A 20,425-nucleotide genomic window follows, 5' to 3' on the forward strand; every position below is an offset into this window, starting at 1 on the left:
CTGCTAGCTGCCACGTCACGTCAGAGTACCAATATGGGCACTTCTGCTCCGGCTTCCAGTGCAGGTGCATGAGGTGGACGGACCACAAGTGCGCCTGATTTGGCGAGCAGGTTCAACATGGAACTGTCTTGCCGGGAAAACGGCGTGACAACCAGATCTCCGTGTTCCGATCTGGATAGCGTTGCCCTGACGTAGTCCTGCCTGCGGTCGTTCTCGGGCAAGGGAGAAGCGAGTATGGCTCGTTGAGGTCCGGACTGTTCCGGCGTCTGACCGAGCATTGCCTGCATGAGTGGCTTCAGAAACAGCAAGCCGCATATAAGGCTTGAGACGGGGTTTCCGGGCAGACCAAGAACCTTGGTGCCGCCAAGACGGCCTGCCATCAACGGCTTGCCCGGACGCATTGCAATTCGCCAGAACGCCAGGTCCATGCCTTCCTGTCCAAGGACACTTTGAACAAGATCGTGGTCGCCGACCGAGGCCCCCCCAAGTGTGACCAGAATGTCGGCCTTCTCCGTGATTGCACGCCTAACGTGGGTCGCAAGTGCCACCGGTTCGTCAGGTGATATTCCAAGATCGAGTGCTTGACCGCCGCAATCTTCCACGAGTGCGGCGATACCTGCGTGGTTCGAGGCGATTATCTGATCCGGTCCCGGTTCCGTTCCTGGGCGAACGAGTTCATCCCCGGTTGCGAGTATCGCAACCTTCGGTCTGCGGTGCACCGGCAGAACCGCGTGGTTCATTGCAGCGGCAAGGGCGAGATGCCGGTATGCAAGTTTGAGTGGCGGTTGCAGAAGCACATCACCTTCGGAAAAGTCCAGGCCGGCCGGACGGACGAATGCGCCCTTGGCCGGGTTCTCCAGAACGGTTATGCGCTCGCCTTCACGCTCAGCGTTTTCCTGGATCAGGATCGTGTCCGTACCGGCCGGCACAGGAGCACCGGTAAAGATCCTCACCGTTTCACCGTTGCCGACCGTTTCGGAAAAACCATGGCCGGCCGGTGCTTCGCCGACAACGGTCAAGGATGTTCGGGAAGCGGAAAGATCTTCATGACGAATGGCGTAGCCGTCCATCGCAGACGCTGCGAAAGGCGGTTGGGTTCGGGTGGAAACAAGGGGGGCGGACAGATATCTGCCGTTGGCGCTCTCGAGCGGAACATATTCCGTTTCAAGAGGTTTTACGCCGGAAAGGAGCTTCGTCAACGCTTCGTCGACAGGCATCAGGCTCATCAGGTGCCACCCAGGCTGCCGTCCTTGTCGAGTGTCCAATGGCCGGATTTGCCACCGGATTTTTCGACCAGACGGATATCTCCGATGACCATGCCCCGGTCTACGGCCTTAGCCATGTCGTAAATCGTCAGGCAGGCCAGCGAGCATGCGGTCAAGGCTTCCATCTCGACACCTGTCTGGCCGCTGACCTTGGTTGTCGCTGTCACTATGAGGCCGGGAAGATCATCATCGGTATCGATGTCGATGGACACCTTGGACAACATCAGTGGATGGCAGAGCGGTATCAGTTCGTGGGTCTTCTTGGCGGCCAGGATGCCGGCTATACGTGCCGTGCCGATAACGTCGCCTTTCTTGGCGTTACCGGACCGAATGAGATCCAGGGTTTCAGTCCGCATGGTGACGGTCCCGCGCGCGACGGCAATCCGATGCGTTACGGACTTCTCGGATACGTCCACCATGTTGGCAGACCCTGCCGCATCCAAATGGGTCAGAATGGCGTCCTTGTTGGCCATGTCCGCCTAAACCGCTTCGGAGAGGGCTGGACGGGCCAGGAGCGTTCTGGTAGCCGAGGCGACGTCTTCCTGACGCATCAGGCTTTCGCCGATCAAGAACGTTGAAATACCAACCTTGTTCATTCGGGATAGGTCGGCTGGAGTGAACAGGCCGCTTTCGCCGACGATGATTCTGTCGTCCGGAATGCGCGGTGCAAGCTCTTCGCTTGTTTCCAGCTTGGTCTCGAATGTCTTGAGATTGCGGTTGTTGATACCGAGCAGACGAGACGACAGCTTGAGCGCACGCTCCAGCTCGTCAGCGTCATGTACCTCGAGCAAGACATCCATTCCGAGTTCGAACGCGGTGTCTTCCAATGCTTTGGCGGTGTCGTCATCAACAGCGGCCAGAATGATCAGGATGCAATCGCCACCCCAGGCTCTGGCTTCATATACCTGGTAAGGATCGTAGAGGAAATCCTTGCGCAGCGCCGGAAGGGCAACAGCGTCACGTGCAGCAGCCAGAAATTCAGGCTTTCCCTGAAAAGAGGGCGTATCGGTCAGGACCGAAAGACAGGCTGCGCCGCCTACTTCGTAAGCCTTAGCCAGGAGAGGTGGATTGAAATCTTCCCGAATGAGCCCTTTCGAAGGGCTGGCCTTCTTGATTTCCGCAATGAGAGCGTACTCACCGTTATCGTGTTTGGCTTCGATCGCCTTGAGAAACCCGCGTGGAGCACTCACGTGTTTGATGCGTGCCTTGAGTTCGTCGATCGAAACGGATGCCTTTGCAGCGATGATTTCCTCGCGCTTGTAGGCTTCGATCTTTTGAAGAATGTCTGCCATGTCTTACCCGTTCGATGCTGCGACAAGCTTTTCCAAGGTGTCGGCTGCGGATCCGCTGTCAATGGATTGCGCCGCCAACTCGACACCATCCTTCAAGGTTTCCACCTTGTCTGCAACCAGCAGAGAGGCAGCCGCATTGAACAGCACCACATCGCGATAGGCGTTCTTTGCTCCGGCGAGGACGTCGCGCAGGGCTTTCGCGTTTTCCGAGGGAAGTCCGCCCTTGAGATCTTTCGGATCGGAAACGGAAAGGCCGACATCTTCGGGTGAAATTTCAAACGAACGGATTGTCCCGTTCTTGAGTTCGGCAATTGCGGTTGGACCGGTTGTGGTTATCTCGTCCATTCCGTCGGACCCGTGAACGACCCAGGCCTTTTCGGACCCTAGCTCGCGAAGAGCTTCCGCAAGCGGCTCCACCCATTTGCGGGCAAATACACCAACCATCTGACGCTTCACGCCTGCGGGATTGGTCAATGGGCCAAGCAGATTGAAGATTGTGCGCGTGCCGAGTTCCATGCGGGTTGGACCCACGTGTTTCATGGCTGCATGGTGCAGCGGGGCGAACATGAAACCGATACCCGCCCTGTTGATGCAATCGGATATCTTCCTGGCATCGATATCGATGTTGACGCCAAGTTCGGCGAGCGCTTCTGCAGCGCCCGACTTGGAAGACAATGACCTGTTGCCGTGTTTGGCGACCGGTACGCCGCTGCCGGCGACGACCAGGGCCGTGCACGTGGAAATATTGTAGCTGCCGGAATTGTCGCCACCCGTTCCCACTATATCCATCGCGTTGGCCGGGGCCCTCACGGGGATCATCTTGGACCGCATGGTCGCGACTGCACCCGTGACTTCGGCAATGCTTTCGCCGCGCACACGCAAGGCCATCAGAAACCCGCCAAGCTGCGATGGTGTTGCAGATCCCGACAGGATCACCTCAAAGGCTTCGCGGGCTTCTTCAGGGCTCAAGGCGTGACCGTCTGACACCTTGGCGATGAAGTCCTTGAATGTGCTCATGTCGTCATTCCACTTTCAAACGGATCAATTCCGGTCCAACCCGATCATCTGGGCGATACCGGCATTGTTTATCTCGACCCCTGCCTTGGTTTCCCGGTCGGAGATGAACTGGCCGAGCAGCGTGTCCTGAATCTGCTGGGAAAGCTGCTGACCCAGGGCCGCTACTTGCGGTGCGTCGCTCTGGAAGTCCGGTACGTTGGAACCGCTCACCTTAAGCACGATCCGACCCTTGCCATCGTTGGTTTCGGTGACCGCGCTTGTTCCAACGGGGCCGTCGAATACTGCCGAAACAGCTTCGCGGCCGAAATCCCCGGACGGCGTGTTGCGCTTCAGGTCAGCCGCGGATTTCACTTCCAGCCCGGTTTCTGCGGAAAGGGCAATGAACGGCGTGCCGCCTTCTGCTTTGGCCAAGAGGTCTGCCGCAGTGTCGCTCAAGCGTTTGCCGAGTTCATCCTGCTTCCAGGCGGCAATGACGTCTTCGCGAACTTCGTCGAGGGTCCGTTCGCGCGACGGAATAACCTTTGCGACGTCATACCAGAGAAAGCCTTGCTCACCGAGCTGAAGGACATCGTTTTCGATGCCGATGTCACTGTCGAACGCACCTGCTACAAGTCCCTCTGCATCAGGCAAGGTTACGGGTTTACCGTCTTCACCGTTTCCGGATGCATCAAAAGCTGACGGAGTTTCTACAGTCAGGGAGAAACGCTCGCCGATTTCGTCCAGCGGAGCACCGCCGGCCCGGGCATCCTCGACTTCGTTAAGCAGATCCAGAATTTCCCGTTCCGCCTGTTCCTTTGCGAGGCTCTGGACGATCTCGTCCTTCACGTCTTCGAAGGGTTTGGTGCTTTCAGGAAGGATTTCTTCGACATTCAGAATGACAGTCGAGAACCTGCCTTCCACCGGACCGCTGGTCGCGCCTTCTTCCAGGCTGAAAGCGGCGTCGCCGATAGCTTCATCGAGAAAATCGGCCTTTGCCATGACGCCAAGGGCAACGTCGTTGTTGGCAAGGTTGCGTTCACTCATGAGTTCGTCAAAGGTCTTGCCGTTCGCGATTTCTTCGGCAGCTTCTTCCGCAGCCTGTTGAGACGGGAAGGACATCTGACGGATCTTGCGGCGTTCGGGCTGGAAGAAATCTTCCGACCGGCGCTCAAACTCAGCGCGAGCGTCTTCGTCGGAAATGTCATCCGGACGAGAGAGAGACGTCGGCGTGAGTGAGACGTATTTGATTTCACGGAACTCGGGTGCGCGGAAATTGTCCTTGTTTTCGTCGAAGTAGGTTGTCAGGACACCTTCGGCCGGATCCTCGATGTCTCCGATGAATTCCGGTGTAACGACCAGGTAATCAACGCTTCGCGTTTCGCCCTGATAGGCGTCAAGAACTTCCAGATAGGCAATCGGCGCCTTCATGCTGCCGGCGAGGCCTTCTGCAAGCTGCGCACGCTCTGCAACCTTGCGGCGTTCGACGACATATTCGTCTTCCCGGTATCCGTTTGCCTGCAGAACCTGCTGTAGCCGGTTCTTGTCATACCTGCCGCCCAGGCCCTGAAATGCAGGGTCACTCTGGATAATGGTCGCCAGGCGTTCGTCCGAAACACCGAGTTTCATGTTTTGTGCGGTGTTGTTCATGGCCGCTTCGGCCACAAGCTTGCCCAGGGTTTGCTGCGGAACACCGAGGGTCGCACCTTCTGCAGGCGTCAGCGGCCGGCCGAACTGTTGAGCCAGCCGTCCGAGGTCCTGCCTGTAGGCCCGGTCAAAATCGAACAGGGAGACTTCCGTGTCACCGACCTTGGCGGCGGTGTTCTGGCCGACACCGGTCAAGAAACCGCTAATGCCCCACACGGCGAAGCTAAAGATCAACAGAGCAATAAATAGTTTGGCAACCCAGGTGCCAGCGCCCTTGCGCAGCGCGTCAAGCATGACGACTCCCGTATTCTTCTTCGTTCCGGCAGCCGGCGTCACCGGCTGAATTCAGGACCGGCCTTGGCCGGAGCGGGCGGATCATAAAGACGCCGCGCCGCCGCCGCAAGGCGGCCTTTTACAAACTTCGGAAGCGATTTGGGTTTTCCCGTCCTTAGGGTGATTGCAACGCGTGTGCGCTTCTGCTCTATAGGCGGCAAATCAAGGATCATGCCGCGGGAGAAACTGAACATGAGCGCAGCGATCAAGCCGCTGGTTGCCGGTAACTGGAAAATGAACGGTCTGAAGGCAAGCCAGGCTGAAGTCTACAAGATGATCGCCGGCATCTGTGACGATCTGGCGGATTCGGTTGATGCGATGATTTGTGCGCCTGCAACGCTGATCGCAGCAATTGCGGAAAAGGCTGGCAGCGGCGCGCTGTCTGTAGGTGGTCAGGATTGCCATACCGCTGTTTCTGGTGCCCACACCGGTGACATTTCTGCTGAAATGCTTGCAGATGCCGGCGCAAAGGCCGTCATCGTCGGTCATTCCGAACGCCGGACGGATCACGCTGAAAGCGATGTTGATGTCAATGAAAAGGCTCGGGCAGCCTGGAGAGCCGGCCTTGTGGCGATTGTGTGTGTCGGCGAGACAGAAGCCGAGCGCAAGGCAGGCCAGGCACTTGCTATTGTCGACCGCCAATTGAACGGATCGGTTCCGGATGGGGCGACTGCCGAAAACTGCGTGATTGCCTACGAGCCGGTCTGGGCGATCGGTACAGGTTTGACACCCACCGCAGGTGATGTTGAGGAAATGCACAAGGCAATGCGGGACAATCTTTCCGCAAGGTTCGGCGGGGAAGGAGCTTCCATGCGCCTTCTTTACGGCGGGTCTGTGAAACCGGGCAATGCGCGTGAACTGATGTCTGTTGCAAATGTCGACGGCGCGCTTGTTGGCGGCGCCAGTCTCAAGGCTGAAGATTTCCTCGGCATACTTGCTGCTTATTCCTGAAGACACCGAATATATTGTGCCCGGCCTTGAAGCTTCTGTGTCGAAGGCGCAATTGAAGGGTGGAAAGCTGGCGGCGTCTGGTGTAGAAGGCCGCCAATCTTGAATTCAATGAAGAATGGCGTTCGATGGAAACCGTAGTCATCGTAATCCACTTGATGGTCGTCCTGGCCCTGGTGCTTGTTGTCCTCCTGCAGCGTTCCGAAGGCGGCGCGCTTGGCATTGGCGGCGGAGGCGGTGGTCTGATGTCCAGTCGTGGGACTGCGAATATCCTGACGCGTGCAACTGCCGTTCTGGCGGTCGCTTTCTTCGCTACATCGCTGACGCTCAGCCTTATTGCAAAGAATCAGGACCGGCCCGGTTCGATTCTTGATGCTGTTCCGACGGCAACCCAGGAAGCGCCTGCCACGACGGACGGCACGACCGAAGGCGGTTCAGGCGGTGTTCTCGATTCGTTGAAACAGCTGAACCAACAGCAACCTTCCGGACCTCAGGTCCCGGCCGCCCAGTAAGGCGGCCGAACGGGTCTTCTGGCCCATTCACCCGACATATGCCCTGCGGCTTAACTCGCAGGGCATTTTTATGTGTTGAGAACGCAACTCCCGAGTGGCCAAGGCGCCCTCGGCAAGGATATGGTATTGGTCCATGGCGCGATATATTTTCATCACTGGCGGCGTGGTCTCCTCGCTTGGAAAAGGTCTTGCTTCTGCAGCACTGGGCGCATTGCTCCAGGCTCGCGGTTACAAGGTCCGTCTCCGCAAACTCGATCCCTACCTGAACGTCGATCCGGGCACCATGAGCCCGTATCAGCATGGCGAATGCTTTGTGACCGACGATGGTGCGGAAACAGACCTCGATCTCGGCCACTACGAACGGTTCACCGGTCGTCCTGCGAACCAGCAGGACAACATCACCACCGGGCGGATCTATCAGGACATCATCGCCAAGGAACGGCGCGGCGATTATCTGGGCGGAACCGTCCAGGTCATTCCGCACGTGACTGATGCGATCAAGAACTTCGTTCTGACCGGCAACGAGGACTACGATTTTGTTCTCGTCGAGATCGGCGGAACTGTGGGCGATATTGAAGGCCTGCCGTTCTTCGAGGCGATCCGCCAGCTTGGCAACGATCTTCCGCGAGGCGATGTCGTCTATGTGCATCTGACCCTGATGCCCTACATCCCGAGCGCCGGTGAAATGAAGACCAAACCGACGCAGCACTCTGTAAAGGAACTGCGGTCCATCGGTATTCAGCCGGATATCCTGATGATCCGTTGTGATCGCCCGATCCCGGAAACGGAAAAACGGAAGCTGTCGCTATTCTGTAACGTGCGCGAGAGCGCGGTCATTCCGGCCTACGACGTCAAGTCGATCTACGACGTGCCGGTCGCCTACCACAAGGAAGGGCTGGACGACGAAGTTCTGGCTGCTTTCGGCATCAAGGGGGCACCTGCACCGGTGCTCGATCGCTGGAACGGCATTTCCGAGGCGGTTGCCAATCCGGAAGGCGAGGTCAAGATCGCGATTGTTGGCAAGTACACCGTTCTGAAGGATGCCTACAAGTCGCTGATCGAAGCATTGGTCCATGGCGGTATCGCCAACCGGGTCAAGGTGAACCTTGAATGGATCGAATCGGAGACCTTCGAGAAGGAAGACCCGAGCCCTTATCTGGAAGGTGTTCACGGAATTCTGGTTCCCGGTGGTTTTGGGGAAAGGGGCGCAGAGGGTAAGATTGCTGCGGCACACTTCGCCCGGACCCGCAAGATCCCGTATTTCGGAATTTGTTTCGGCATGCAGATGGCGGTTCTGGAAGCGGCGCGCAATCTCGCCGGGATCGCCGAAGCCAATTCCACCGAGTTTGGCCCGGCGAAGGAACCTGTTGTCGGCCTGATGACCGAGTGGACGAAGGGCAACCGCAAGGAAGTGCGCGACGCCGAAGGCGATCTGGGCGGTACGATGCGCCTTGGTGCCTATCCTGCTGCGCTCAAGACCGGTTCCAAGATTGCTGAAATCTATGGAACGACAAGCATTTCGGAGCGTCATCGCCACCGGTATGAAGTCAACATCGGCTACCGCGATGAACTCGAGAAATGCGGTCTGATTTTCGCCGGGACATCGCCAGACGGTGTTTTGCCGGAAACGGTCGAAATCGCGGATCATCCCTGGTTCGTCGGTGTTCAGTACCATCCGGAACTGAAGTCCCGTCCTTTCGATCCGCATCCGCTGTTTGCATCCTTCATAAGCGCAGCGATCCATCAGGGCCGTCTGGTCTGATCGACCAAGGCGGGAAGGGGACAAGATAATGGTGCGCGGGCTCGATCACGTCGTTGTAGCGGTGAGGGATCTGGAGGCCGCGGGCCAGGCGTGGGCCGATCTCGGTTTCACGGTTACCCCCGAAAATCGCCATTCCTGGGGAACGGCCAACCGTTTGGTTCAGCTCGACGGTTTTTTCGTCGAGCTGTTGAGCGTTGCCGATCGGGATCTCATTTTCGAGGCTTCTGAAGAGGTTTTCTCGTTCGGGGCTTTCAACCGAGATTTTCTGTCCCGGCACGAAGGGGCCAGCATGCTGGTGCTGGACAGTTCCGATCCTGCGAAGGACAGGGACGATTTCAGCAAGGCAGGACTGAAACTCTACGAGCCGTTTTCCTTCGAGCGCACCGCCAATCTGGCGGATGGCGGCAAGGTGCAAGTTGCCTTCGACCTGACATTTGTCCGTGATGCACTTGCACCGGAGATCGGCTATTTCACCTGCAGGAATCGATTTCCCGAAAATTTCTGGAAAGAAGCCTTTCAGGATCATGCCAACGGCGCGTCAACGATAAAGACAGTCTATCTCGTTGCCGGCGATCCCTCGGATCATCACGAGTTTCTGGGTGGGTTCACGGGCCAACGTGAAATGCGCGCCACCAGTCTGGGTCTGGAGCTCAAGACTGCTCGTGGAACAATATCCGTGCTAACGCCATCTGCGTATGCGTCACTGGTTGGCACTGATGCAGCTGCGCAAATTGCCGGCTCCCTGCCGCAGATTGTTGCTCTGGAAATCGGTTGCAAAGGCCTGGATGAGCGCAAAATAGTGCCGGCAGGCCAGCTCAACGGGCTCACGCTGATCCTGTCGCCAGTTGTCTCATAAATGAAATTCATTCTTTGTGAGAAGGCTTAGCCGGGAGACGTGTTCCGCCCACGGCTCTCTGGCTGGATTTGCTGCACTTTATAGCATTCAGAAAATTTGCCGACGCACAAACCATTAGGTGTGTTTCGTGATTGCCGTGTCGGGCAATGTATACGTGACTTTGAAAACGTTAAGGAATTTTTCCCGCCAAGACCACACGGCAAGGGCACTATTCACTTGTTGAATCAACCAGTCCTTTTATAGTGAACCCCAAATTATGCGCCTTGACCTGATGGTCGGACTGCGGAGTTCCCGAATGACTTTTTTGCCTTTTGCCTCTTTCCCTCGCAATTTTGCACTCGTTGCTGCAACCTCGGCTCTGTTGGCCGCGTGCTCTGACGACTCGCAAAAGGCAGCTCCGGCAGCGCCGCCACCATCGGTGACCGTTGCGAAGATTGCGTCCCAGGATATTCGCCAAAGCGCACGTTTTGTCGGGCAAGTCGCTGCAATCGACCAGGTCGATCTGATGGCTCGCGTCAAAGGTTTCCTGGAAGAGAAAGCTGTGCCGGACGGCTCCGTCGTCAAGAAAAACGACCTGTTGTTCACGATTGAAAAAGCGCAGTATCAGGCCGCACTGACAAAGGCCAAGGCGGATCTTGCAAGCGCAAAGGCAGACGCTGCGCTGAAGGCTGCTGACGAGAAGCGTGACAGGGACCTCCGAGACAAGGGGCATCTCTCCGAGGCTGCTTACGAAGCGACCTTGGCGCAAAAGCAACAGGCGGAAGCCTCTGTCGAGGCAGCGCAATCGTCTCTGCAGGAAGCGGAACTCAACCTCAGCTACACCGACATTTCGGCACCTTTCGACGGCCAGCTCGGCAAGACCACCTACAGCGTTGGCGAGGTCGTCGGACCCACGACAAATTCACTGGCCAGCTTGATCAGCCTTGCTCCTGTCTATGTCAATTTTTCCGTCAGCGAGGCGCAGTATCTCAACGCGGTCAAGACACACGGGATAAACCCTGCCGATATCCAGCCGGATGAGTCTCCAGACCTGAAACTGGTTCTGCCAAACGGGCAGGACTATAATGAAAAGGGCAAAATCGTCTTCATCGACAATCAGGTCGATACGGCGACAGGCACCATCTCCTTCCGCGGACAATTCGACAACAAGGACATCCGCCTGATTTCCGGCACGTATGTGACGGTGGTTCTTGAAGCGCCGAAAACGGAAACGGCGCTGGTTGTGCCGCAGGCTGCCATTCAAAGGGACCAGGAAGGTGCGTTTGCACTGGCAATCACGTCGGACAAGAAGGTCGAACAGCGCTACGTGACTCTGGGTCAGCAGGAAGGCACGGATTTCGTCGTCTCAAAAGGCCTGAAGGAAGGTGACGAGGTCATCATCGAAGGGTTGCAGAAAGTGCGCCCCGGCGTTGTGGTGAACCCGGTACTTGCTTCCAAGCCGGCGGAGAAAAGCTAAATGTTTTCGCGCTTTTTTATCTACCGGCCGAAATTCGCGCTGGTCATTTCCATTGTTATCACTATTGCCGGTGTGCTTGGGTATCTGTCGCTTCCGGTTGAACAGTTTCCGAATATCACCCCGCCGGTCGTAAACGTTACGGCGACCTATACCGGCGCCAATGCCGAAGTGCTGGAAGAAACTGTTGCCGCCCCAATCGAAGGGCAGGTCAACGGCGTCGACGACATGATCTACATGCAGTCGACCAGTAACGACAGCGGCAACTATTCGCTCAACGTTACCTTCGCTGTCGGAACAGACCCGGACATTGCCACGGTCAACACGCAGAACCGGGTCAGTCAGGCCAACAGCCAGCTGCCAAGCGATGTGACCAACAACGGTGTGACAGTGCAGAAAGCCAGCACGAACATGTTGCTGGTCATCACACTGTTTTCGCCAAACGGCAGTTACGATCCGGTCTTCCTGTCAAACTATGCCTCGATCAACCTGAAGGATGCACTTGCCCGTGTGCCTGGGGTTGGTCTGGCAGACGTCATGACCGACTTTTCCTACGGCATGCGCATCTGGCTTGATCCGGACAGGTTGACCAGCCTGGGCATGACGCCGACGGATTTCATCACCGCCGTACGTGACCAGAACATTCAGGTGGCTGCCGGTCAGATCGGCGCACCTCCGGTTCCGGACGGACAGCAGTTCCAGTACACGATCAAGGCAAAGGGCCGTCTGGCCACACCGGAAGAATTTGAGCAGATCGTTCTGCGGACCGGTGCAGACGGCGCAGTCGTAACGATTGGCGATGTTGCCCGCGTCGAACTCGGCGCACAGGTTTACAACGCCTCCGGCGAATACAACGGCAAGCCCTCCACGGTTCTGGCAATCTATCAGGCACCAGGTGCTAACGCGCTTCAGGTATCGGAAAACGTGCTGGCTCGCCTGGATGAACTGGCCAAGAACTTTCCGCCGGACATGCAGTACGGCGTTCCCTTCAACACCACGGATTTCGTTCAGGCTTCCCTCAACGACGTCATCACGACACTTTTCCTGACCTTCCTTCTGGTGGTCTCGGTGGTGTTCATCTTCCTCGGGAACTGGCGAGCGACAATCATTCCAACTGTTGCCATTCCAGTGTCGCTGATCGGCACGTTTGCGGTCCTGCTGGCACTTGGCATGACGCTCAACACGATTTCGCTGTTCGCACTGGTGCTGGCTATTGGTATCGTTGTGGATGATGCCATCGTCGTCGTGGAAAACGTGGAACGCATCATTGCCGACGAAGGCTTGTCGCCGAAAGAAGCCACGACGAAAGCGATGGAACAGATCACCAGTCCGGTGATTGCCACGACGCTGGTGCTGCTGGCGGTGTTCGTTCCGACTATCTTCATGCCAGGCATTACCGGCCGTCTCTATTCCCAGTTCGCAGTCACCATCTCGGTCTCTGTGTTGATTTCCTCAATCAACGCGCTGACGCTGTCTCCGGCTCTCTGTGGCCTGATCCTGAAAGCCCGTTCTGGCCCGCCGCGCGGCATCATGGGGCTGTTCGACCGTGGCATCACCTCGGTACGCAACGGATATACCGGTATTATTCGCCGCCTTGTTCGCTTCGCCGTGATTGGGCTTGCCGTTGTTGCAGGGGCGGTCGCCTTGATCGTGACACTCGGCGGATCACTGCCTCAGGGCTTTCTGCCTTCGGAAGACCAAGGCTACCTGATGGTCGACGTTCAGCTTCCCGATGGAGCGTCGTTGCAACGGACGGAGAACGTGACCAAGCAGGTGGTTGACCTGACCTCCAAAACGCCGGGTGTGGAAGACGTCGTCATTGTCAACGGCTACTCAATCCTCAACGGCGCAACGTCCTCGAATGCGGCGCTGGTGATTGCGACCATGAAGAACTGGGAAGACCGTCAGGCTCCCGACCTTCGCATTGACGCGATCCTTGCAAAGTTCTGGGCGGAATTTTCGACTATTCCCGGTGCGAATATCATTGCCTTCAACCCCCCGCCGATTCCGGGCCTTGGCACGACCGGTGGTGTTCAGGTGATGCTGCAACAAACCGGTGGAGGTTCGCCGCAGGACTTGTCATCGGCACTTGGCTCGATGATTTATTCTGCCAACCAGAGTGCCGAAGTTGGGCGCGCCTACTCGACTTTCCGGGCCAATGTGCCTCAGGTCTTTATCGATCTTGATCGTGAAAAGGCCAAAACGCTCGGCATCAATGTGTCGGATGTGTTCACGACACTGCAGGCTTATCTGGGCTCGTACTATATCAACGACTTCAACATCTTCGGCCGGGTCTACAAGGTGATGATCCAGGCGGAAGGCAAGTTCCGCGATCGGGTGGAGGATATCGGTGCACTTTATGTGCGGTCGAGCGACGGCACCATGGTGCCCATGCGCAGCATTCTGACGACACAGAATGTCCTCGGTCCGCAGATTCTGACCCGCTACAACATGTTCCGTGCTGCTGCCGTGATGGCTGATCCGGCACCTGGAGCCTCAACAGGTGTGGTCATCAACGAAGTCAATGCCGCGGGGGCTGAAGCCCTTCCGGACGGGTATTCTCTCGAGTGGACAGGTACAGCGCTGCAGCAGCTCGGATCGGGGCAGATCGTTCTTTTCATCCTGCTTTTGTCAATCTTGTTCACGTATCTCTTCCTTGTCGCTCAGTATGAGAGTTGGACGATGCCGATTGCGATCTTGATGTCGGTGTCCTTTGCAATCCTCGGGGCGCTTGTTGCGGTCTTTGCGACTGGGGGGGATGTCAACCTCTACACACAGATTGGCATGATCATGCTTGTCGGAATGGGCGCCAAGAATGCCATCCTCATCGTGGAGTTTGCAATGGAGCAGAGGGCCGATGGCAAGTCGATCAAGGATGCAGCAGTAGAAGCGGCTCATCTTCGGTTCAGGGCGGTCATGATGACGGCCTTGTCGTTCTTGCTGGGCGTCGTGCCTTTGATGACCGCATCAAGTGCTGGTGCGGCCAGTCAGAAGGCCATTGGCTTCGCGGTGTTCGGTGGCATGCTGTTTGCGACCTGCATCGGCATTCTCATGATCCCGATTCTTTATGTGAACATGCAGACCATGCGTGAAACCGTCAAAAGCTGGTTTGGCGGAAAAGGAAAAACCCAGACGGAACAGGAGCCTGTTGCGTCCTGACGTGAGAAAATTTTCAATAGGCAAACGGTTTTGCGTTGTTTGAATCTTACTTAAGGTTAGTTTGGCCGGGCGATCCAGATGGGTTGTCCGGCTTTGCTTTTAGGTCAAATGCCAGCAAGTTCTCAGGTCTCGGGATCGCGAACTTGGATAGTGAAAATACAGATCTCGTCCACCGTGCGACGCGCAAGCGGTGGATACTACAAGCTTAAAATTTTTAAGGCTAAGCTTTTGGAAATATTGGTGAGCCGACAGGGGTTCGAACCCTGGACCTACTGATTAAAAGTCAGTTGCTCTACCAGCTGAGCTATCGGCTCTCACCAATTTCCGAAGCGGTTCAGTGCGTTGTTGCAGCGCCACCGCGTTGGTGGCGTGTGTTTAGGCCGACCTTGAGGACAATGCAAGAGGCAAAATCGATTTTTTCAACAGGGTAGCAAAAAACAGCGTTGTTCAGTGGTCACTGTTGAAAACACACAACCAAATTCGGGAAATGGTGAATTCTCGCACATGTTATTAGCAACAACGGTCCTTCGATTGATAGTATTATCAAGTACAGTAGATTTTACACTTTTTAACTCTAGTTGCTAATTTTCGCTTCTAAGAAAATAACGATCATTCTCCTGCGAAAACTGTCAGGTAGCGCAATAAAGCTATGTGAGGTAACGTTATCAGGCACATGAGAGGTTACATGCACACAACGACAATCGACACCCACACGAGCTCCGTCGAGTTCGATTTCGTGAAAGGGCACATCGCTGCGACGATGACGCTGATTCACGGATTGATCGACCAGGGCTTGATCGACCGGGAACGGCTCGACCTGTTTTTCGCGTCGTTTATCGGAGACCTACCGCATAGCCGGGAAACGCTCGGCTTGCGTCTCATCCTTGACCAGTGGCGGCAGGGCCTTCGCGACGGTGATGCTGAAGAAGAGCTAAAGGGGAAGCTCTTTGAGGTAATCCGGGGAGGGCGAAACAACTGACGCTGTCTGGAGTATGGCCGGTCCAAGGGGTTGGGGACCGTGGCATATTCTCGTCCGTAGCATTTGTTCAATCGAAATTTGTTCTGACCAGAAATTTTTTCAAACTGTTTGCGCTATCGGTCCAGTCATGGGCTCGGTAACTTGTGATTGAACCGATCGTCCCGAACTGGTGTTGACGCGTCGCCTTTGCTATCCCTTCGACATTGCGTAATCTTGCGGGTGCTCGGCAGCCAGATGTGCAGGCGTCGCACTGCAGCGCCTGATGCTGGGTTGTTGTGGTCGGTGTGTAGCCGCGTTGTTGAAGGATACCGCCATATTTGTCGGCGGCAGAAGGGCGGAACATTTGGCAAAGTCTCTGGAGACCCTCGTAGCAGCGCAGTGCTTTACGCGCCAGTTGTCCGGTTCCAATACCGCATGCAGCCGTCTTACCGCCCTTCTGGGAGCGGGATTGTTGGTTTTGAGCGGTGCAATCGATGGCGTGCGTGCGGATGAACAGCATTTCATCACGATTGGCACCGGCGGCGTTACCGGCGTCTACTATCCGTCCGGCGGGGCGACTTGCAAGATCGTCAACATGACACGCGCCGACCACGGCGTTCGTTGCTCAGTCGAAACCACGCTGGGGTCAATTGCCAATATCGATAAGATTCGTTCCGGTGAAATCGATTTTGGTTATGTACAGTCCGACTGGCAGCATCACGCATTTCTCGGGACCTCTGCCTTTGAAGAGGTCGGGCCGTTTGACGAGCTACGCTCCATCTTTTCACTTCATGCCGAAGTCGCAACAATCGTCGTTCGAGACGAATCTTCTTATCGGGTCTTCGATGATTTGAAAGAGGCAAAGATAAATATCGGCAGCAAGGGATCGGGGTCCGCTGCTTCCTGGAACGCACTGATCAGCGGCCTTGGCTGGACGCAGAGTGATCAGGAAGATCTTGAAGAGCTCAAGACATCGGAGCTGTCTGAAGCGCTTTGTTCAGGCAGAATTGATGCCTATTTCGAATTGATAGGTCATCCGGCTGCGTTGATCGAGGAAACTCAGGCTCGTTGCGATATTCGACTGATTGGTATCGATGGCAAGGCGGTTGACGAGCTTTTGACAGAAGTTCCCTACTACATGCCGGCCAACATCCCTGCGGGCCTTTATGGTCTTTCGCAGCCAGTGGATTCCTTCGGCGTTGTCGCGACCTTCGTAACGTCTGCGCGCATGCCGGAACCGATCGTGACAACACTCGTAGAAGCGGTTTTCGAAAATTTCGACAGCTTCAAGCGTCTGCATCCCGCACTTGGCCGCCTGACCGAAAATGACCTGGTTGCCTACGGCATGCCGGCGCCGCTACATCCTGGCGCATTGACCTATTTCCAGGAAAAAGGCCTAGTGCCCGCAACCGCACCGGCCAAGGCAAACTGACCGGTGTTCACAGCTCTCCAAATGGTGAGCACCTTGTGTCTTTGGTCAAAGCGGGGAAGCGGCTAATAAGGTCGCTCCGAGCCTCGCCGGATTGCCGGTGGGCTGCCTGAACAACCGGAATGTCGAATGATCCAGGAAGTCACCATCATAGGCGCCGCACTTGCCGGTGTCCTATCTTTTGTCTCGCCTTGCGTTCTGCCGTTGGTGCCACCTTATCTGGGGTTCCTTGCGGGCGTTTCGCTGGAGCAACTATCAGGTGAAGCAGAAGACAGCACGGCTGCATCGCGTCGGGTGTTTCTGAGTGCCCTGTTCTTTGTGCTTGGTTTTTCAACCGTGTTCGTTTTGCTGGGGGCGACGGCCAGTTTTCTTGGCCAGTTCATTCGCGCCTATCTCGATTACCTGAGCTATATTGCCGGCGCCGCGATCATCGTTATGGGCCTGCATTTCCTTGGCGTGTTCCGCATAGGCCTGCTTTACAAGGAAGCGCGTGTTCACGTGGAGAAAAAGCCTGCGGGTCCGCTTGGCGCCTATGTCATCGGCCTTGCCTTCGGCTTTGGCTGGACACCTTGTGTCGGCCCAATACTGGCTGCCATTCTGTTTGTCGCTGGCGGAAAAGAAACGGTGGGGCAGGGAGCCTTGCTCTTGAGCGCGTATGCACTCGGCCTCGGTATCCCGTTCCTGATTGCAGCGCTTTTCGCTTCGCCGTTTCTCAAGTTCATGCGGCGGTTCCGCAAGCACATGGGTGTCGTTGAAAAGACCATGGGCGGCGTTCTCGTATTGACCGGGGTCATGTTCCTGACCGGGCAGATGGCGGTCTTGTCCTATTGGCTCCTGGAAACGTTCCCCGCGCTGCAGACCATCGGGTAAACGCAGCGCCAAGGTTCTTCGCCTTGGCGCATTGCATCAACCGACTGAAATCTAACGAGATTAGGTTGCCTTAAAACGCCGTGTCGCGAAATTCCGCCGCAGTCACGAGCGGGTCACCCGCGAACAGGGCCGGGTGACAGAGCTCAGTCACATCCAACAGGTGAAGACACGCAACGGCAGCGTCCGCCGCATTGGCAAACGGTCCGACCATCAAGGCAATACCGCCTTGAGGCGTATTTCGTTCCATCAGGAGCGGGCGAAGGTCACGCATGCGTTCCGCATTTTGATTCTTGAAATCGGCCCAGGCTTTTGCTGCTGCAGCAGTTGAGCTGTAGTGACCGATAATCGCCCCGAAATCGCTTCGCTTCAGTTTGCTGTCACCGCCACCGCGAAGCCGTCCGGCGGGACTGGAAGGCGTGATAACCGCAGGTCGACTTGTCGTCTGGGTAGGTGTTGCGTCGAACGGCTCCGGCGAGGGCGGTGTAGAAGGCGTATTGTCTTCGACAGCCAAGGGTATTGAACCTGTCGCTTGGGGTTCGCCACCTGGCGCGGGCAGATCTACCCTTGGCAGGTCGACTATCCGGACCGGTTCGGCAGGATTGAAACTTCGGGTAGGCGCGTCGACTGGAGCGGCACCGGAATCGATGCTGACCATCCGGGGGGGCGCCTTGGGGACGTCAAGGGCAGGCGTTGCAAATTGATTCTTGGTTTCCACCCGATCTGGTGCCGCAGAAGTCGTCTGGTTCAGCTTTGAAGCATCGCGTTTTGCTTTTGGCGACGCTACGGGGACGGGAAGTGGTTTTTCCAGTTTTTCCGTCACCTCGGTGCGGACGATACCCGGGCTCGGTTCCACTGGTTCGCCGCTGTCTCTGTCGGTATTTCCCGTTTCAGAAAGCCTGGAAAAAGAGGCTTCCTTCTCCAGTGCAGCGATGCGGCGCGAATACGCAAGATTTTGTTCGGCAAGTGCGCTAAGGCGTCGGCGCAACCCGACGATTTCTTTCTGCAGCACCGCGATCTGGCTCTGGTCCAGGCCGGGAAGGGGGGCGTGATCGCTATCTTCCGGCAACTGCATGACTTCTATCGGCACCCCTCTGCCGGAAGTTGACGTGATGGAGGCAGTTGAACCCACGCTTCCGATTGGGGGCAGGGCTAATCCCGTCGGGAAATCGAACTTCGGTGTGAACTGGCCGTGGGCGTTGCTGAACTGATAGGAAGCAAGGCCGACAGTTCCCATGCAAACGGCCGCAAATGCCCAGGAAAGCAGGCCGACACGCGAAGGCGTGAACGTATCCCGGACAACGTCCCGAACAGATTTTTGTGCCTTCCGTTTTGCCAAAAGTCCTGCTTTCCGAGCCTGAAATCGAATCTCAAAGAAGATACCTCATCAGGTGTGCATTATGGTTAATGAAAAGCAAACCGAAGCACTCAGGAAGTCAGATCTTTCAATGTTCTGTGGATCGGGGCATATAGAGGCCGACTTGTGTGGGTGATGCCCGAAAAATTGACAGTGGACCTTTGATGACTTCCCGTTCTTGCCTTTCGATTGTTCTGGCCGCCGGACTCGGCACCCGGATGAAATCCAACCTGCCAAAGGTGATGCATGAGATCGGCGGACTGCCGTTGGTCGGGCATGTGGTAAAGACCCTGAAACAGGCTGGCTCTGACCGAATTTCCGTCGTAACCGGCCCAGATATGCCCGAGCTTGAAAAGCTGGTTCAAAACCTTGCGCCGGAAGCGCATTGTCATGTCCAGCACGAGAGGCTGGGTACGGCTCACGCGGCGCTTGCCGCCCGGTCTGCGCTGGCCCCGCCTTCAGACGATGTCCTGATCCTGTTCGGCGACACTCCACTGGTAACGGCAGACACGATCGGCAAAGTTCGACGGGCCTTGTCGGATGGCGCAGATCTGGCCGTGCTTGGGTTCGAAACCCAACAACCATTCGGCTATGGCCGGTTGCTGACCGATAACGGGCAACTGGTTGCCATTCGGGAAGAGAAGGACGCCTCGGACGCAGAACGGAGGATCACGTTCTGCAACTCCGGCATCATGGGTTTCTCGGGGCAGCATGCGCTTTCTTTGTTGGATGCGATTGGCAATGCCAATGCCAAAAGCGAATTTTACCTGACGGACGCGGTTGAAATCGCCAACAGCAGGGGCTTGAAGGTTGTTGCGGTTTCCGGCTCGGAAGTCGAAACGCAAGGCATCAATACACGTGCTCAGCTGGCTGCCTGTGAAGAGGATTTCCAGGTTCGTATGCGTAATTTCGCTTTGGAAAACGGCTGCACATTGCTTGCTCCGCACACGGTTTATTTCTCGCATGATACCGTTCTGGAATCCGATGTGGTCGTAGAGCAGAATGTCGTCTTCGCCACGGGGGTAAGGGTCGCAAGCGGAGCAAGGATCCGCGCCTTCAGTCACCTTGAGGGGGCATCCGTTGGCAGGAACAGCGCTGTTGGCCCCTATGCCCGTCTGCGGCCCGGTGCGATTCTGGGGGCCGACACCCGTGTCGGCAACTTTGTCGAAGTCAAAAACACGACCTTCGAAGACGGTGCCAAGGCCAATCATCTCAGTTACATCGGCGACGCCAGTGTCGGTTCGAAGTCGAACATTGGTGCTGGCACGATTACCTGCAATTACGACGGCTACCTGAAACACCGGACAGAGATTGGAGCGGGCAGTTTTGTCGGTTCCAATTCCACGCTGGTGGCACCGGTCAGCCTTGGCAGTGGGACTTTTGTCGCTGCCGGAAGCGTGATCACCGATGATGTGGACCAGGATTCCATGGCATTTGGCCGTGCTCGGCAGATCGTCAAGGAAGGCAAGGCAAAACAGCTGCGGGAGCGGCTGAAGGCTGCCAAGGAAACCAAATCCTGACTTTCATACAATTCTCGACCCTTGTCATTTAATGAAACAGGGATTGATTTCTGGTTGGCAGGCGCTGTCGTCTA

Annotated in this window: 16 protein-coding genes and 1 tRNA gene; 10 read left to right on the forward strand and 7 right to left on the reverse strand. The window is 56.5% G+C overall.

The annotated features are described in order from the left end of the window. Window positions 1–20 precede the first annotated feature (20 nt). From glp to FIU93_RS19715, 5 genes are read right to left on the reverse strand one after another with little or no spacing between them, the layout of a single operon-like run. On the reverse strand, window positions 21–1,226 hold the full coding sequence (glp, locus tag FIU93_RS19695) for a gephyrin-like molybdotransferase Glp (protein ID WP_152506493.1): 1,206 nt from the start codon (window positions 1,224–1,226) through the stop codon (window positions 21–23). Then, window positions 1,226–1,738: a cyclic pyranopterin monophosphate synthase MoaC gene (moaC, locus tag FIU93_RS19700; RefSeq protein ID WP_055654413.1), complete on the reverse strand. Its 513-nt coding sequence runs from the start codon at window positions 1,736–1,738 to the stop codon at window positions 1,226–1,228. The genes glp and moaC overlap by 1 nt, the downstream gene beginning before the upstream one ends. Window positions 1,739–1,744: 6 nt before the next feature. Next, a complete protein-coding gene (gene trpC / locus FIU93_RS19705) occupies window positions 1,745–2,557 on the reverse strand; it encodes an indole-3-glycerol phosphate synthase TrpC (protein ID WP_152506494.1) in 813 nt (270 codons plus the stop codon). Between the two features lie 3 nt (window positions 2,558–2,560). Next, on the reverse strand, window positions 2,561–3,574 hold the full coding sequence (trpD, locus tag FIU93_RS19710) for an anthranilate phosphoribosyltransferase (RefSeq protein WP_152506495.1): 1,014 nt from the start codon (window positions 3,572–3,574) through the stop codon (window positions 2,561–2,563). A gap of 24 nt (window positions 3,575–3,598) precedes the next feature. Then, entirely contained in the window at window positions 3,599–5,491 is a 1,893-nt protein-coding gene (locus FIU93_RS19715; protein ID WP_152506496.1) for a peptidylprolyl isomerase, read from the reverse strand. Between the two features lie 231 nt (window positions 5,492–5,722). Between FIU93_RS19715 and tpiA the strand changes: the two genes are divergently transcribed. The 6 genes from tpiA to FIU93_RS19745 all read left to right on the forward strand — a co-directional run bounded on the left by tpiA (window position 5,723) and on the right by FIU93_RS19745 (window position 14,220). Beyond that, complete coding sequence (tpiA, locus tag FIU93_RS19720; RefSeq protein ID WP_152506497.1) at window positions 5,723–6,481, forward strand: triose-phosphate isomerase; 759 nt, start codon at window positions 5,723–5,725, stop codon at window positions 6,479–6,481. Between the two features lie 125 nt (window positions 6,482–6,606). Continuing rightward, complete coding sequence (gene secG / locus FIU93_RS19725; protein ID WP_022998549.1) at window positions 6,607–6,990, forward strand: preprotein translocase subunit SecG; 384 nt, start codon at window positions 6,607–6,609, stop codon at window positions 6,988–6,990. 133 nt (window positions 6,991–7,123) lie between these two features. After that, a complete protein-coding gene (locus tag FIU93_RS19730) occupies window positions 7,124–8,752 on the forward strand; it encodes a CTP synthase (protein ID WP_022998550.1) in 1,629 nt (542 codons plus the stop codon). A 28-nt stretch (window positions 8,753–8,780) separates the two neighbouring features. Beyond that, on the forward strand, window positions 8,781–9,608 hold the full coding sequence (locus tag FIU93_RS19735) for a VOC family protein (protein WP_152506498.1): 828 nt from the start codon (window positions 8,781–8,783) through the stop codon (window positions 9,606–9,608). A 295-nt stretch (window positions 9,609–9,903) separates the two neighbouring features. Then, window positions 9,904–11,064, forward strand: coding sequence for an efflux RND transporter periplasmic adaptor subunit (locus FIU93_RS19740; RefSeq protein ID WP_208984171.1), 1,161 nt, complete (start codon window positions 9,904–9,906; stop codon window positions 11,062–11,064). Beyond that, entirely contained in the window at window positions 11,065–14,220 is a 3,156-nt protein-coding gene (locus tag FIU93_RS19745; RefSeq protein ID WP_152506499.1) for a multidrug efflux RND transporter permease subunit, read from the forward strand. It abuts the gene before it with no gap. A gap of 238 nt (window positions 14,221–14,458) precedes the next feature. On the opposite strand, the gene FIU93_RS19750 is transcribed toward FIU93_RS19745, so the two are convergent. Beyond that, a tRNA-Lys gene (locus FIU93_RS19750) sits at window positions 14,459–14,534 on the reverse strand. Window positions 14,535–14,905: 371 nt separating this feature from the next. Here FIU93_RS19750 and FIU93_RS19755 point away from each other — a divergent pair. From FIU93_RS19755 to FIU93_RS19765, 3 genes are all read left to right on the forward strand, one after another. Further along, entirely contained in the window at window positions 14,906–15,199 is a 294-nt protein-coding gene (locus FIU93_RS19755; RefSeq protein WP_031268452.1) for a hypothetical protein, read from the forward strand. Between the two features lie 448 nt (window positions 15,200–15,647). Then, a complete protein-coding gene (locus FIU93_RS19760) occupies window positions 15,648–16,610 on the forward strand; it encodes a TAXI family TRAP transporter solute-binding subunit (protein ID WP_209010174.1) in 963 nt (320 codons plus the stop codon). Between the two features lie 126 nt (window positions 16,611–16,736). After that, entirely contained in the window at window positions 16,737–17,477 is a 741-nt protein-coding gene (locus FIU93_RS19765) for a cytochrome c biogenesis protein CcdA (protein ID WP_022998556.1), read from the forward strand. Window positions 17,478–17,547: 70 nt separating this feature from the next. On the opposite strand, the gene FIU93_RS19770 is transcribed toward FIU93_RS19765, so the two are convergent. Beyond that, a complete protein-coding gene (locus FIU93_RS19770; RefSeq protein WP_152506501.1) occupies window positions 17,548–18,813 on the reverse strand; it encodes a hypothetical protein in 1,266 nt (421 codons plus the stop codon). A gap of 182 nt (window positions 18,814–18,995) precedes the next feature. Between FIU93_RS19770 and glmU the strand changes: the two genes are divergently transcribed. After that, window positions 18,996–20,351, forward strand: a complete 1,356-nt coding sequence (gene glmU, locus FIU93_RS19775) for a bifunctional UDP-N-acetylglucosamine diphosphorylase/glucosamine-1-phosphate N-acetyltransferase GlmU (RefSeq protein ID WP_152506502.1) — start codon at window positions 18,996–18,998, stop codon at window positions 20,349–20,351. The last annotated feature ends 74 nt before the right edge of the window (window positions 20,352–20,425 follow it).

The organism is Labrenzia sp. THAF35, from assembly GCF_009363595.1.
Lineage (GTDB): Bacteria > Pseudomonadota > Alphaproteobacteria > Rhizobiales > Stappiaceae > Roseibium > Roseibium algicola.

Coding starts and splice junctions, on each gene's coding strand:
- glp (WP_152506493.1), bottom strand. CDS start 1,226: ATGAGCCTGATGCCTGTCGACGAAGCGTTGACGAAGCTCCTTTCCGGC.
- moaC (WP_055654413.1), bottom strand. CDS start 1,738: ATGGCCAACAAGGACGCCATTCTGACCCATTTGGATGCGGCAGGGTCT.
- trpC (WP_152506494.1), bottom strand. CDS start 2,557: ATGGCAGACATTCTTCAAAAGATCGAAGCCTACAAGCGCGAGGAAATC.
- trpD (WP_152506495.1), bottom strand. CDS start 3,574: ATGAGCACATTCAAGGACTTCATCGCCAAGGTGTCAGACGGTCACGCC.
- FIU93_RS19715 (WP_152506496.1), bottom strand. CDS start 5,491: ATGCTTGACGCGCTGCGCAAGGGCGCTGGCACCTGGGTTGCCAAACTA.
- tpiA (WP_152506497.1), top strand. CDS start 5,723: ATGAGCGCAGCGATCAAGCCGCTGGTTGCCGGTAACTGGAAAATGAAC.
- secG (WP_022998549.1), top strand. CDS start 6,607: ATGGAAACCGTAGTCATCGTAATCCACTTGATGGTCGTCCTGGCCCTG.
- FIU93_RS19730 (WP_022998550.1), top strand. CDS start 7,124: ATGGCGCGATATATTTTCATCACTGGCGGCGTGGTCTCCTCGCTTGGA.
- FIU93_RS19735 (WP_152506498.1), top strand. CDS start 8,781: ATGGTGCGCGGGCTCGATCACGTCGTTGTAGCGGTGAGGGATCTGGAG.
- FIU93_RS19740 (WP_208984171.1), top strand. CDS start 9,904: ATGACTTTTTTGCCTTTTGCCTCTTTCCCTCGCAATTTTGCACTCGTT.
- FIU93_RS19745 (WP_152506499.1), top strand. CDS start 11,065: ATGTTTTCGCGCTTTTTTATCTACCGGCCGAAATTCGCGCTGGTCATT.
- FIU93_RS19755 (WP_031268452.1), top strand. CDS start 14,906: ATGCACACAACGACAATCGACACCCACACGAGCTCCGTCGAGTTCGAT.
- FIU93_RS19765 (WP_022998556.1), top strand. CDS start 16,737: ATGATCCAGGAAGTCACCATCATAGGCGCCGCACTTGCCGGTGTCCTA.
- glmU (WP_152506502.1), top strand. CDS start 18,996: ATGACTTCCCGTTCTTGCCTTTCGATTGTTCTGGCCGCCGGACTCGGC.